This window comes from Pseudomonas sp. FW300-N2F2, from assembly GCF_017351655.1.
Lineage (GTDB): Bacteria > Pseudomonadota > Gammaproteobacteria > Pseudomonadales > Pseudomonadaceae > Aquipseudomonas > Aquipseudomonas fluorescens_AA.
In genome coordinates, this window is sequence record NZ_JACNDQ010000003.1 from 960,816 (window position 1) to 974,873 (window position 14,058).

Consider the following 14,058-nt stretch of genomic DNA (forward strand, 5'->3'; position numbering starts at 1 on the left):
ATGATCTGCAGCCCCTGTGGGAGCGAGCTTGCTCGCGATGAACGATGACGCGGTATCAAACCCACCCACTACTTTGCATCGCCTTGTACACCGCCACGATCGCCAGGACGAAGAACGCCGAGGCGGCCAGGCGGCGGATCAGGGTCAGGGGCAGCTTCTCGGCGGCGAAATTGCCCGCCAGGACCACCGGCACGTTGGCAATCAACATGCCCACGGTGGTGCCGATGATCACCAGCCACAACTCCGGGTATTGCGCGGCGAGCATCACCGTGGCGATCTGGGTCTTGTCGCCGATTTCCGCCAGGAAGAACGCAATCAGTGTGGTCAGGAACGGTCCGAACCGGCGTGCCGTGTTGGCTTCTTCATCGTCCAGTTTGTCCGGGACCAGCGTCCACAGTGCCGTGGCCGTGAAGCTGGCCGCCAATATCCAGTGCAGGACCGCGTTGGAGAAAAAACCGCTGACCCAGGCGCCGACCGCGCCGGCTGCCGCATGGTTGGCCAGGGTCGCGGCGACGATGCCGGCGATGATCGGCCAGGGTTTGCGAAAGCGAGCCGCCAGGATGAGCGCGAGCAATTGCGTCTTGTCGCCGATTTCGGCCAGCGCAACGATCGCCGTAGGTACGAGGAGTGAGTCCAGCATCAGGGATTTCCTAAAGGGGCGGGTCGACACGGCTATGACACGTACAGCCTTCCCGCCCCGGGTAAGGTGTGCGTGTCATAGGTCTTGTCAAACCCAGCGACCATCTGCGTGGACGCTTGGGCCGCATACGCCATGGTCTGCTGACCAAGTATGTTGACGTATGCCGGGCGAGCATGGCGCTCGCGGGAGACTACTCCCCTAGGACGGACCGGATTCTGCCTAGGCAAACCCGATTGAGCAAGTACTGTTTCCTAAAAAACTTCAACCGCGTTTGGCCCGGTAGATGCGAAAGCCTTGGCCTTCGGCCTTGATCGCGCAAACGCCCAAATGCTCCTCGATCAGTGGCTGGTACTTGAGGAAGCTATTGGCAACCAGCCGAAGTTCGCCACCGTTTTTCAGATGTTTGGCTGCTTTTCGCAGCAGGTTTTCCGTGGCATGGTAATCGGTGTGCACGCCGACATGGAACGGCGGGTTGCTCAGGATCGCGCTCAAACCCATCGGTGCGGCGTCGATACCATCACCGGTCAGCACTTCGGCTTCCAGGCCATTGGCGGCCAGGGTCAGGCGACTGCTGGCGGCAGCAAATGCATCCACGTCCAACAGGGTGACGGTGTTATGCGGATAGCGCCGCTTGACCGCCGCCCCCAGCACCCCGGCGCCGCAGCCGAAGTCGAGCAAATGCCCGCTGGGCAGTTTATCCAGGTGTTCCAACAGCAGCGCACTGCCGCGGTCCAGGCGACCGTGGCTGAACACCCCCGGCAGGCTGATAACCTTCAGCGGGCCTTCGGCCAGGGGCAGTTCGTAGGTCTGGGCCAGGCTTTCCAGGGGCTTGGCCTCGGGCGCGTTGGCGACAGTGACCTGCCACAGCTGGCAGTGCCGGGCGCTGTCGAGCTTGCGCGGCTTGCCGAACGGATTGAGCTGCTTGGACGCGCCTTCGATGCCGCTGCGTTTTTCCCCCACCAGGTACACCTCGCGCCCGGCCAGGCGCGCCGCCACGGCATTGAGGAGGTAGTCGGTCAGGTCCTTGGCCTTGGGCAGGAACACCACGGCGGTGTCGAACGCACGCTCGGGCACGGTCACGCCAAAGTGGCTGCGCTCGGGAAAACGAGCGTCCAGCGCCGCCTGATCGCCGGCATGCCAGCACCAGCCATGGGCTTCTGGCAAACGGCCGAGCAAATCGTCGGCGGGCAGGCCGGCCAACAACACCGAACCCTGGAATAACTCGGCCTGACGAAGCAGTACTTCACTGCGCGGATCCATGGTCTGCTCCTTGATAAAGCGGGTAAAAAAAAGTGCGGCAGTTTATCAACTGACGACACGCCGCGCTGTACCGCTGAAAAAGCCCTGGGCGTTTTCGCTCATTTGGCCGACGATCCGTTGCCGCGCTTCGCGGCTGCCCCAGGCGTTGTGTGGGGTGACGATCAACCGTGGGATATCGCCGGCCAGCAGCGGGTTGCCTTGGGGCGGCGGCTCCACGCTGAGCACGTCGGTGGCGGCGCCTCCCAAGTGACCGCTGCGCAGTGCCTCGGCCAGAGCCTGTTCGTCGATCAAGCCGCCACGGGCGGTATTGACCACGAATGCGCCGGGCTTGAGCCGCGCCAGTTCGCGGGCGCCGATGAAGTTCCGGGTGTGCTCGTTGAGCGGGCAGTGCAGGGTCAGGGCATCGACTTGCGGCAACAATTGCTCCAGCGGCAAGCGGTCGGGCCGGGCCGGGCGCCCAGGGATCTGCCCCAGCAGCACGCGCATGCCAAAGGCTTCGGCCAGCCGCCCGACGGCGCTGCCCAATTCGCCATGGCCGAGCAAGCCCAGGGTCTTGCCTTCCAGCTCGACAATCGGATAGTCCAGCAGGCAGAACTGCGAAGCCTGCTGCCAGCGACCTTCCCCCACCGCTTTTTGATAATCGGCCAGGCGCGTCGCCAGGTTCAGCAACAGCATGAGGGTGTGCTGGGCCACCGACGGCGTGCCGTAGCCCTGGCAATTGCACACCGTGATGCCGTGGTGACGGGCGGCCGCCAGGTCGACATTGTTGGTACCCGTGGCACTGATCAGGATCAGCTTCAGTTCAGGGCTGGCCGCCATGGCCTGGGCATCGATCACGATTTTGTTGGTGATTGCCACAGTGGCTCCCTTGAGCCGCTCGATGACCTGCTCCGGCGTGGTCCGGGCGAACAGTTGCAGTTCGCCGAAGCAACTGCGCAACGGGTTCAGGTCCAGGTCGCCGAGGTCCAGGGAAGGGTGGTCGAGGAAAACGGCGCGGGCGGTGTTCGTCATCAGCTGTACCTTTTATGTCAAGAACCGAAGGCGTAATGTGGCGAGCCTATCAGATGGTTTGTTGCTTTGGTCTGGCGCGATATTGGGGATCATGAGGAACCCTGTGGCGAGGGGATTTATCCCCGCAGGACTGCGAAGCAGTCCCAAAAGCCCTGGAAATGATTTTTGCCTGACACACCGAGTGTTCAAGTATCAGGGCTGCTTCGCGGCCCAGCGGGGATAAATCCCCTCGCCACATGTTCACTCCCCAGAAAGTTGATGTTCGTTTCGAGATTGAGTTAGCCAAGGAGCCCCTATGTACCTCACCGAATTCCTCACCGTCGCCCTGATCCACCTGCTGGCTGTTGCCAGCCCCGGGCCGGATTTTGCCGTGGTGGTGCGCGAAAGCGTGACCCATGGCCGACGCGCCGGGACCTGGACGGCGCTGGGCGTCGGCACGGCGATTTTCCTGCACGTGGGCTATTCGTTGCTGGGCATCGGCCTGATCGTGTCGCAATCGATCGTGCTGTTCAACGCACTGAAGTGGGCTGCCGCCGCGTACCTGCTGTACATCGGCTTCAAGGCACTGCGGGCGCAACCGGCCAAGCCGGCCGAGGAAAACCTGCACAAGGAAGTCGGTGAGCGGACCGCCCGCGGCGCGTTCATTTCGGGGTTTGTCACCAACGGCCTGAACCCCAAGGCGACATTGTTTTTCCTGTCGCTGTTCACCGTGGTAATCAACCCGCACACGCCGTTGGCGATCCAGGCCGGTTACGGCGTGTACCTGGCGGTGGCGACGGCCGTCTGGTTCTGCCTGGTGGCGCTGTTGTTCAGCCAGCAACGGGTGCGCGCCGGTTTCGCGCGCATGGGCCATTGGTTCGACCGGACCATGGGCGCGGTGCTCGTCGCCATCGGGGTGAAACTGGCGTTTACCGAGGCGCACTGACCGCTCTGATCTTTTCTCTGATCGCTTCCATGCGGGTGTGGGGCGATCAATGCCGTTGGCGGGCGTAATCCAGAAAAGCGTCGATGTTGTCACTGCACAGCAGCGGTGACACCGCCTTGACCTCTTCCATCGGCCATTCCCACCAGGCCGACTCCAGCAGGGCCTGACGCACTGGCTCCTCGAAGCGCCAGCGAATGAACCGGCACGGGTTGCCGCCCACCATGGCGTAAGGCTCGACATCGCGTGTCACCACCGCGCCGGCGGCGACCACGGCGCCATGGCCGATGGTCACGCCCGACAGGATCATCGCGTCAGCGCAGATCCAGCAGTCGCTGCCAATCACCACGTCGCCCTTGGTCGGGTTGCTGCCGGGAATGTCCCGGGCTTCATCGATCATCAGTGGGAATGGAAACGTGCTGACCCAGTCGGTGCGATGCCCGCCACCCAACAGGATCTTCACCCCTTCGGCGATCGACGTATAGGAACCAACCTCGAGGACCGTGTCGTCGCCGAACTCCATCACCTCGGGAATGCCGTAGGTGCCTACGCCGACCTGGTACTTCGGATAACGCAGACGGATTTTTTCCGGTGCTCGTTCGAGTTTTTCCAGGCGCTTGAGGTGCTTTCGTACTTTGCGTTCCTTGAGTTTCTGCAAGAACTTCATGATCGGGACCTTGTCATCGGCATTCGCAGGGCCAGTCGCTTGAGGCGTTTGAAACTGGTTTTGTTCCAGTGGCGCCAGGGGATGCTGCGCAACAGTCGCCAGGCTTCTTTCCGGTCTTCGACCACGGCGTACTTCAGCGCTTTGTGCACCAGCACCGTGCGGGCCGACTGGTAGGCGGGGTGGTCCCGATAGGGCTCGATGGCCTGCAGGTCCGTCTTGAGCATCAAGCGGTACTTTCTCGAGAGGTTATTGGGGTGGCGCCGATAGCGCGTGACGCAGATCGGCAGTTCATGGATCTCATAACCCTGGCGGGCGATCCGCAGGGTGATCTGAAAATCCTGGACCCTTAGCTGCGGATCGTAAAAACCGGCGTCCCGCAGGGCGCTCATGCGATACAGGGCCGTGGGCGCGCCGATGACCGCGGCGTTGCGCAGCAGGTCATCGAAGGTGTGCACCTGGATGTGGTCGCGCTGTTGCTCCTTGATGGTCCGGCTATCGCTGTCGATGTAGATGACCAGCGCGCCGACACAGCCCACCTGTGGGTGTTCGTCCAGGTATTGGGCGCGGACCCGGATCGAATGGGGCAGCATCACATCGTCAAGGTCCGGGGTGGCGACATACGTGCCCTTGGCATATTTCAACCCGTGGTTGAGTGCCGCGCTCACACCCTGGTTCTCCTGGGAGTAGAGCTGGAAAGCGTAGGTTCGCTGCAACTGCCGGAGCCTGGCCAGGCTGTCGTCGGTGGAGCCGTCGTCGACCACGATGACCTCAACGTTCCGGTAGTCCTGGGCAAAGAGGCTGTGGATCGCCTCTTCCAGGTACTTCCCGGCGTTGTAGCAAGGGGCCACGATCGACACAAGCGGCGCACCTTGAGGCGCGGGGACCTGGGAAGAGGTCAGTTCGTTGTTCATTATTTTCTGTCAAGAAGTGGTGGCATGCTGAAGACCTGCCAGGGCATTTTCCCCATAGGCTTTTGTAGCAAGCGTGATACCTATGCCCGCTGTTGGACCCCGATCCGACAAGTTTGGTTGCGCGATGCTTGCGAAACCTGGGGGCGAGATGGCTCAAGGCTAGTATTTGCGCGCGGATCAAATCATTCCTTTGGCTGATTTGATCCGTGTATAAGCGCTCTAGAGTGCTTGCTTCCAGCCAAGACCGTGCAGTCAGAAAAGGGACTCTTATGTTGCAGACTCGCGTTATTCCTCCAGCCGAAGGCGCCTATCAATACCCGCTGCTGATCAAGCGGCTGCTGATGTCCGGTACGCGTTACGAGAAAACCCGCGAGATCGTCTACCGTGACCAGTTGCGCTACAGCTATCCGACGCTGATCGAACGGGTCGCGCGCCTGGCCAACGTGTTGACCGAGGCGGGGGTCAAGGCCGGCGATACCGTGGCGGTGATGGACTGGGACAGCCATCGCTACCTGGAATGCATGTTCGCGATCCCGATGATCGGCGCGGTGATCCACACCATCAACGTGCGCCTGTCACCGGAGCAGATCGTCTACACCATGAACCACGCCGAGGACCGCTTCGTGCTGGTCAACAGCGAGTTCGTCGGCTTGTACCAGGCGATAGCCGGGCACCTGACCACGGTGGACAAGACCCTGCTGCTGACCGACCTGCCGGAAAAAACCGCCGACCTGCCGAACCTGGTGGGTGAATACGAGCAATTGCTGGCCGCCGCGGCGCCCACCTACGACTTCCAGGATTTCGACGAAAACTCCGTCGCCACCACGTTCTACACCACCGGCACCACCGGCAACCCCAAGGGCGTGTACTTCACCCATCGGCAACTGGTGCTGCACACCATGGGCGTGGCGACCATCATGGGGTCCATCGACAGCGTGCGGCTGCTGGGCACCAACGACGTGTACATGCCGATCACGCCGATGTTCCATGTCCATGCCTGGGGCCTGCCCTACGTGGCGACCATGCTCGGGCTCAAGCAGGTCTATCCGGGTCGCTACGATCCCGAGTTCCTGGTCCAGCTGTGGCGCAAGGAAAAGGTCACCTTTTCCCATTGCGTGCCAACCATTCTGCAAATGGTCCTCAATGCCAAGGGCGCCCAGGACACCGACTTCGGCGGCTGGAAGATCGTCATTGGCGGCAGCGCCCTGAATCGCAGCCTGTACGAAGCGGCCAAGGCGCGGGGCATCCAGCTCACCGCCGCCTACGGCATGTCGGAAACCGGCCCGCTGGTGTCCTGTGCCCACCTCAACGACGAATTGATGGCCGGCAGCGAGGACGAGCGCACCACCTACCGGATCAAGGCCGGCGTGCCGGGGCCGCTGGTGGAGGCGGCGATCGTCGACACCGAGGGACGGTTCCTGCCCGCCGACGGCGAGACCCAGGGCGAACTGGTGCTGCGCGCGCCGTGGCTCACCGAGGGCTATTTCAACGAGCCGCACAAGGGCGCCGAGCTCTGGGCCGGCGGCTGGCTGCATACCGGCGACGTCGCCACGCTGGACAACATGGGCTTCATCGACATCCGCGACCGGATCAAGGACGTGATCAAGACCGGTGGCGAATGGATCTCCTCCCTGGACCTGGAAGACCTCATCAGTCGTCATGCGGGGGTACGCGAAGTAGCAGTGGTCGGCATTCCCGATCCGCAGTGGGGCGAGCGGCCGTTTGCCTTGCTGGTGGTTCGAGAAGGGCATGAGATCGGGGCTCGCGAACTCAAGGAGCACCTCAAGCCGTTCGTCGAGCTGGGGCATTTGAGCAAGTGGGCGATCCCGAGCCAGATCGCCCTTGTTACGGAAATTCCCAAGACCAGCGTCGGCAAGCTCGACAAGAAGCGTATCCGCGTCGACATCACCGAATGGCAGAGCAACAACAGCACCTTCCTGTCCACGCTTTAGGCCTTTTTACCGTGCCCGAAAGGGCACGGCAGCCCCACCAAGCAAGCGCTTGCCTTGTCAAACCGCAAATTTCAGCCATCCTTGCCGTGCCGACATCTGTCGGCCTGGCGAAAGGACTGTTCCAGAGTGGTCGCGGGCTGCAAATCACACTTTAGAGGGATCAAGCCGTACTACCTGCTGGCTATAGTCCGCTCACGGATTCTCAAGAACGGGGCGCACGCACGAAAGAGCGATGCGACTTCGACGGATATCGGGACGCTGCCGCTCCCTGCCGCCGAGGTGTTTTTGAAATGTCCATTGCCATAACAATAATGCACATGGAGTAGCGTCGATGACCTCAGCAACCACGTTCTGGCGCCGGGCAAAACTGCCTCTGGCGGTCAGTCTCGCCTCTTCGCTCGCCGGGCCAGCATTCGGCGTCAGTTTCAACATCGGTGAAATCGAAGGCCAGTTCGACTCGTCCCTGTCGGTCGGCGCGAGCTGGTCTACGGCCAACGCCAACAAGGACCTGATCGGCGTCAACAATGGCGGCAAGGGCTTGTCGCAGACTTCCGATGACGGTCACTTGAACTTCAAGCGAGGGGAAACCTTCTCGAAGATCTTCAAGGGCATCCATGACCTGGAACTGAAGTACGGCGATACCGGCGTGTTCGTGCGCGGCAAGTACTGGTACGACTTCGAACTCAAGGACGAACACCGCCTGTACAAGGACATCAGCGACAGCAACCGCAAGGAAGGCGCCAAGTCCTCCGGCGGGCAGATCCTCGATGCGTTCGTCTACCACAACTATTCCATTGCCGATCAGCCAGGCTCCGTGCGTTTGGGCAAGCAGGTGGTCAGCTGGGGTGAAAGCACGTTCATCCAGGGCGGCATCAACTCCATCAACCCGGTCGACGTGTCCGCGTTCCGTCGTCCTGGCGCCGAGATCAAGGAAGGCCTGATCCCGGTCAACATGTTCTACGTGTCCCAGAGCCTGACCGACAACCTGTCGGCCGAGGCGTTCTACCAGATTGAGTGGGACCAGACCGTGGTGGATAACTGCGGTACGTTCTTCTCCCAGCCGGATGTGATTGCCGACGGTTGTACCGATAACCTGCGGGTGCTCAACAAACGTTCGACCATTCCGTTGCCGGGCGCCATTCTTCCAATATTGGAAGGCCAGGGTGTCGATATCAACGAAGAAGGCGTGCTGGTACGTCGTGGCCCGGACCGCGATGCCCGCGACAGCGGCCAGTGGGGCGCATCGTTGAAGTACATGTTCGAACCGCTGGACACCGAGTTCGGTGCCTACTTCATGAACTACCACAGCCGTGCGCCGATTTTCAGTGCCCAGGGGGCTGCGCAGCAGTTCTACACCGCGGGGCCAATCGCGGCACTGCGTCCCCTGATCGTGGCGGGTAACTCCAACTACTTCGTCGAGTACCCGGAAGATATCCGCCTCTATGGCCTGAGTTTCTCCACGACACTGCCTACCGGTACGGCGTGGAGCGGTGAGATCAGCTATCGGCCGAATGCACCGGTGCAACTGAGCACCACTGACATTCTCTTCGCCGGTGTGACGCCACTTCCCGGATTTGGTAATGCATCGGTGCTCCAGGGCACGCCGGGCCAGGACCTGCACGGCTATAGCCGTAAAGAGATCACTCAGTTCCAGACCACGTTCACGCACTTCCTCGATCAAGTCATGGGCGCCAGCCGCCTGACCCTGGTGGGTGAAATAGGGGTGACCCATGTCGGTGGCCTGGAAAGCAAATCCGACGCTCGCTATGGCCGTGATCCGGTGTTCGGGCCGGGTGAACTGCCCAACGGTTTCTGTAACTCGCTCAATACGTCTACTGCGACGGGGGGCGGCCAGACCATCAACGACGTCAACAGCAACTGCAACAACGACGGCTTCACCACCTCCACGTCCTGGGGCTACCGCGCTCGCGCCATCTGGGAGTACCCGGACGTGTTCGCTGGCGTGAACCTCAAGCCCAACGTGGCCTGGTCCCATGACGTCAAGGGTTACTCGCCGGGCCCTGGCGGCAACTTCGAAGAAGGCCGCAAAGCCGTCAGCCTCGGGCTGGATGCCGAGTACCAGAACACCTACAACGCCAGCCTGGCCTACACCAACTTCTTTGGTGGCGACTTCAGCACTGTGGACGATCGTGACTTCCTGGCGCTCAGCGTCGGCGTGACCTTCTAAGCACCGTATTTCAGGACGACACACTATGAAAGTAACAAAGAATCTGTTGCAGGCCGGTGTCTTGGGGCTGTCCCTGCTGGCCGCCAGTGTCATGGCGGCAGTACCCGCGGCCGAGGCCGACAAGCTGGGCAAGAGCCTGACGCCGATGGGCGCCGAGATGGCCGGCAATGCCGATGGCTCGATCTCGGCCTGGAAACCCATGGCCAAGAACGCCGGTGCCGTGGACAGCAAGGGCTTCCTGGCCGACCCGTTCCCGACTGAAAAGCCGTTGTTCACCATCACTGCGCAGAACGTCGAGCAATACAAGGCCAAACTCGCCCCGGGCCAGTACGCGATGTTCAAGCGCTACCCGGAAACCTTCAAGATGCCGGTCTACCCGACCCATCGCGGCGCCACCGTGCCGGACGAGGTGTTCGCCTCCATCAAGAAGAATGCGGTCAACACCAAGCTGGTTTCCGGCGGCAACGGCCTGGAGAACTTCGAGACGGCCGTGCCGTTCCCGATTCCCCAGAGCGGCGTCGAAGTCATCTGGAACCACATCACCCGCTATCGTGGCGGCAGCGTGACGCGCCTGGTCACCCAGGCCACCCCACAGCCCAACGGTTCGTACAGCCTGGTGTACTTCCGCGACCAGTTCGTGTTCCGCGACAAGATGAAGGATTTCGATCCGGCCAACCCGGGTAACATCCTGTTCTACTTCAAGCAACAAGTGACCGCGCCGGCGCGCCTGGCCGGTGGCGTGCTGCTGGTGCACGAGACCCTCGACCAAGTGAAGGAGCCGCGTTCGGCGTGGGTCTACAACGCTGGCCAGCGCCGTGTGCGCCGTGCCCCGCAAGTGTCCTATGACGGCCCGGGTACCGCCGCCGACGGCCTGCGTACCTCCGACAACCTGGACATGTACAACGGCGCACCGGACCGCTACGACTGGAAACTGGAAGGCAAGAAAGAGCTGTACATCGCCGCCAACAGCTACAGGATCGATTCGCCGCAACTCAAGTACGCCGACATCATCAAGGCCGGCCACATCAACCAGGACCTGACCCGCTACGAGCTGCGTCGCGTCTGGCATGTGACCGCGACCCTGAAGGAAGGCCAGCGCCACATCTACGCCAAGCGTGACTTCTACATCGATGAAGACACCTGGCAAGCCGCGGTGATCGACCACTACGACGGTCGTGGCCAACTGTGGCGCGTGGCCGAGGCCCATGCCGAGAACTACTACGACAAGCAAGTGCCGTGGTACGCCCTGGAAACCCTCTACGACCTGCAGTCTGGCCGCTACCTGGCGCTGGGCATGAAGAACGAAGAGAAATCGGCCTACGACTTCGGCTTCACCGCCACCACCGCCGACTTTACCCCGAACGCACTGCGCCAGGACGGCATCCGCTAAACCGCTCCACCCGAGGCCGCATCCTCGAAACAACGCCCCGACTGGTTCGGGGCGTTTTTTTGTTCGATCAGTCAACACAAAACCCTGTGGCGAGGGAGCTTGCTCCCGCTGGGCTGCGCAGCAGCCCCAAACCAGCCTACTCATTGTGTCAGGTACAACGCAGTCGCTGCCTTGCGGGTTGCTTCGCAACCCAGCGGGAGCAAGCTCCCTCGCCACAAGAGCGTTGGCTGCCTGAGTTTTTTCAAGTCGGTCGGCTTGTAGTCTTTTTGTAGCCATTTGTAGCACTCCCTTCAATACCTTCTCGTTTACCGCTAGTCTGCGGACATCTGCAACGCCGCCACCCGCATTCCTACAAGAGCCGGCCATGACTGATTTGTCTTCACTTCCGGATTCTGCCCGCGCAGCCATCGCGGTACAGGACGGGCGTTTCTACCGCCCGCCCTTGCCCGACGGCCATGTCGCGCGGTCGCGGTTGTGCGAGCGTTTGAGCGCCGGGCTCGGCGGGCGGTTGCTGTTGGTCAGTGCCCCGGCGGGGTTCGGTAAAAGCTCCCTGGCGGTGGAGTTCTGCCAGAGCCTGCCGGCCCATTGGCAAAGCCTCTGGCTGGGGCTCAGTGCCCGGGACAACGATCCGGGACGTTTTCTGGAACGCTTGCTCGACGGGCTCCAGGCATTTTTCCCGCAACTGGGTGGCCGGGCACTGGGGCTGCTGAAAATGCGCCAGCGCCATCAACCCTTTGCCTTCGAAGAATGGCTCGATGGCTTGCTGGACGAATTGTCCGCGCACTTATCGCCCCGCAATCCCTTGTTGCTGGTCCTCGACGATTACCACCTGGCCCAAAGCCCGGTGCTGGATCGCTGCCTGCAATTTTTCCTCAATCACCTGCCTGACGGTTTGCTGGTACTCGTCACCAGCCGCCAGCGTCCGGACTGGCACCTGGCGCGCCTGCGCCTGTCGCGGCAATTGCTCGAACTCAACGAGCAAGACCTGCGCCTGACCCATGACGAAGCCTTGACCCTGCTCCAGCATCACAGCAGCTCGTTGCGCGGCGAAGCGTTGGAAAACCTCATCCAGCGCAGTGAAGGCTGGGTGGCCGGGCTGCGGTTCTGGTTGCTGGCCGCCTCCGAGGCCGGCAACGAAGGCCTGCTGCCCCAGGCCCTGCACGGTGGGGAGGGGCTGATCCGCGACTATCTGCTCGAAGAAGTCATCGATTGCCTGCCCGCCGAGGTGCAGGCGTTCCTCTACGACACGGCCCCTCAGGAACGTTTTTGCAGCGCGCTGTGCGATGCCGTGCGCGAAGCCCATGACAGTGGCGAAATCCTGCGTTACCTGGCGGCCCACCAGGTCTTCCTGGTACCGCTGGACGAGCACGGCCATTGGTACCGATATCACCACTTGTTTTCCGACCTGCTGCGCAGTCGCCCCAGCGCGCCGGCCATGGTCCCGGCCGCGACCCTGCACCTGCGGGCCTGTCGCTGGTTCAACGCCCAGGGCCTGATCGACGAAGCCGTGGAACAGGCGTTGCGGGCCGGGCACCTGGACGTGGCGGCGAACCTGGTGCAGAACCTTTCGGAGGAGCAACTGCTGGCCGAGCAGAACGTTGGCATGTTGCTGCGCTGGAAAATGGATTTGCCCGACAGCCTGCTCATCAGCACGCCGCGGCTGATCGTGCTCTACAGCTGGGCATTGGGCCTGGCCTGCCAATTGGACGCCGCCGAAGAGCTGGCCGCGCACTTGAGTCGTTTCCTGCCGGCCCCTTCCGCCACCGCGCAAAAATCCATGCTTGCCCAATGGCTGGCCCTGAGCGGCATCGTCGCCCGTGGCCGCGGCGATCGCGAGGCCACCGTGCGTTATTGCAGCGAAGCCCTGGAGAGCCTGCCGCAAAAACGCTACGGCCAGCGGCTGATGTGCCTGTCCACCTTGTCGAACCTGGCGATTGCCGACGGCGACCTGTGGCGCGCCCGGAACCTGAACCGCGATTCCCTGGAGCTGGCGCAGCGGGTCGGCAACCCATTGTTCGAGGCCCTGGCCCATTACGATCGTGCCCGGGTCTTGCAGGCGCGGGGGGAAATCCTGCGGGCGCTGGACGAAGTGCACCAGGGTTTGCAACGTCTGCATGCATTATCGCCCCAGCGGCTTTATGCGGTGCGGGCGCGGTTGATCATGTACGAGGGGTTCCTGCTGACCTTGCGCATGCAACCCCAGGTCGGCCTGGCGCGGTTGCAGGCAGGCCTCACCGAAGCCCGCGCCTGCCGCGACATCAGCGTGCTGATCGGTCATTGCGTGATCGCGCGTATCGAAGGCTATGGCGGCGAGTTCGCCCGGGCCTTTGCCGAACTGGCTGAAGCCGAGCGCCTGATGCACATCTGGGACGTTCCGCCGATCTACTACCTGGCGATGATTACCCTGGTCAAATGCGAGCTCTGGCTGGCCCAGGGTCGCACCGACCTGGCCGAAGCCTGGCTGGCCCGCTTGGGCCAGACCTACACGGGCGAACGGGCCGCCGCGCCGCCGGAATTCCACCCGCAACTGCCGCTGCACGTCGAACTGCAGCAGGCGGTGCTGGAATCCATCCGGGGTCAACCGATGCTTGCCGAAGGGCGACTCGATGCCCTGCTTGAACACGGCCAGCAAACCGGCCGGCAAATGCTCAGCGTGATGGCGCTCAACCAGAAGGTCGCCTTGCTGTTGAGCGTCGGCCGTGAGCCCGAAGCCCGTCGTACCCTGGCCCAAGCTTTCGAAGCCGCCAGCGGCGGGGTGTTGCAGCCCTTCGAGTGGTTGTTTGGCAAACACTGTGAATGGTTTCGCGAACAACTGCTGCATGCACCGCCCAGTACGTTGCGCGAACATCTGCTCGAACGCCTGCCCTCGACGGTGGCCCAGCCTGTCGACCCGGCGGCACCTGTCGAAACCCTCAGCAGTCGCGAGCGGGCGGTGTTGCAGCTGATTGCCCAAGGCTGTTCGAACCAGGAGATCAGCGAGCAATTATTCATTTCGCTGCACACCGTGAAGACCCACGCCAGCCACATCAACAGCAAGCTTGGCGTCGAGCGCCGCACCCAGGCGGTGGCGCGGGCAAAGGCGTTGGGGCTGTTGGGCTGAGCAAGGTTTTGGGGGCG

At 62.3% G+C, this 14,058-nt stretch carries 10 protein-coding genes and 1 riboswitch; of the genes, 5 read left to right on the forward strand and 5 right to left on the reverse strand.

Annotation, left to right across the window (positions count from 1 at the left end; genetic code table 11):
- Positions 1-55: 55 nt before the first annotated feature.
- The 3 genes from J4E63_RS24890 to J4E63_RS24900 form a co-directional block, all read right to left on the reverse strand.
- Complete coding sequence (locus J4E63_RS24890; RefSeq protein WP_072410896.1) at positions 56-640, reverse strand: TMEM165/GDT1 family protein; 585 nt, start codon at positions 638-640, stop codon at positions 56-58.
- Between the two features lie 90 nt (positions 641-730).
- A riboswitch (yybP-ykoY riboswitch) is annotated at positions 731-852 on the reverse strand.
- A 49-nt stretch (positions 853-901) separates the two neighbouring features.
- On the reverse strand, positions 902-1,900 hold the full coding sequence (locus J4E63_RS24895; RefSeq protein ID WP_060739144.1) for a class I SAM-dependent methyltransferase: 999 nt from the start codon (positions 1,898-1,900) through the stop codon (positions 902-904).
- Between the two features lie 45 nt (positions 1,901-1,945).
- Positions 1,946-2,911 carry a 2-hydroxyacid dehydrogenase gene (locus J4E63_RS24900; protein WP_207283629.1) on the reverse strand — a complete coding sequence of 322 codons (966 nt, stop codon included), beginning with the start codon at positions 2,909-2,911 and terminating at the stop codon, positions 1,946-1,948.
- A gap of 295 nt (positions 2,912-3,206) precedes the next feature.
- Here J4E63_RS24900 and J4E63_RS24905 point away from each other — a divergent pair, with 295 nt between their 5' ends.
- On the forward strand, positions 3,207-3,836 hold the full coding sequence (locus J4E63_RS24905; protein WP_060739142.1) for a LysE family translocator: 630 nt from the start codon (positions 3,207-3,209) through the stop codon (positions 3,834-3,836).
- Between the two features lie 46 nt (positions 3,837-3,882).
- Here J4E63_RS24905 and J4E63_RS24910 read toward each other — a convergent pair whose 3' ends face one another.
- Both J4E63_RS24910 and J4E63_RS24915 read right to left on the reverse strand, forming a co-directional pair.
- Positions 3,883-4,500: a CatB-related O-acetyltransferase gene (locus tag J4E63_RS24910; RefSeq protein WP_207283630.1), complete on the reverse strand. Its 618-nt coding sequence runs from the start codon at positions 4,498-4,500 to the stop codon at positions 3,883-3,885.
- Positions 4,497-5,411 carry a glycosyltransferase gene (locus J4E63_RS24915; protein WP_207283631.1) on the reverse strand — a complete coding sequence of 305 codons (915 nt, stop codon included), beginning with the start codon at positions 5,409-5,411 and terminating at the stop codon, positions 4,497-4,499. Before J4E63_RS24915 ends, J4E63_RS24910 begins: the two co-directional genes overlap by 4 nt.
- Before the next feature lie 269 nt (positions 5,412-5,680).
- On the opposite strand from J4E63_RS24915, the gene J4E63_RS24920 reads away from it, so the two are divergent.
- From J4E63_RS24920 to J4E63_RS24935, 4 genes are all read left to right on the forward strand, one after another.
- Entirely contained in the window at positions 5,681-7,363 is a 1,683-nt protein-coding gene (locus J4E63_RS24920) for a fatty acid--CoA ligase (protein ID WP_207283632.1), read from the forward strand.
- Positions 7,364-7,694: 331 nt separating this feature from the next.
- Complete coding sequence (locus J4E63_RS24925; RefSeq protein ID WP_207283633.1) at positions 7,695-9,551, forward strand: DUF1302 domain-containing protein; 1,857 nt, start codon at positions 7,695-7,697, stop codon at positions 9,549-9,551.
- 25 nt (positions 9,552-9,576) lie between these two features.
- Positions 9,577-10,941, forward strand: coding sequence for a DUF1329 domain-containing protein (locus tag J4E63_RS24930; protein ID WP_060739137.1), 1,365 nt, complete (start codon positions 9,577-9,579; stop codon positions 10,939-10,941).
- Between the two features lie 364 nt (positions 10,942-11,305).
- Entirely contained in the window at positions 11,306-14,041 is a 2,736-nt protein-coding gene (locus tag J4E63_RS24935) for a LuxR C-terminal-related transcriptional regulator (RefSeq protein WP_207283634.1), read from the forward strand.
- The last annotated feature ends 17 nt before the right edge of the window (positions 14,042-14,058 follow it).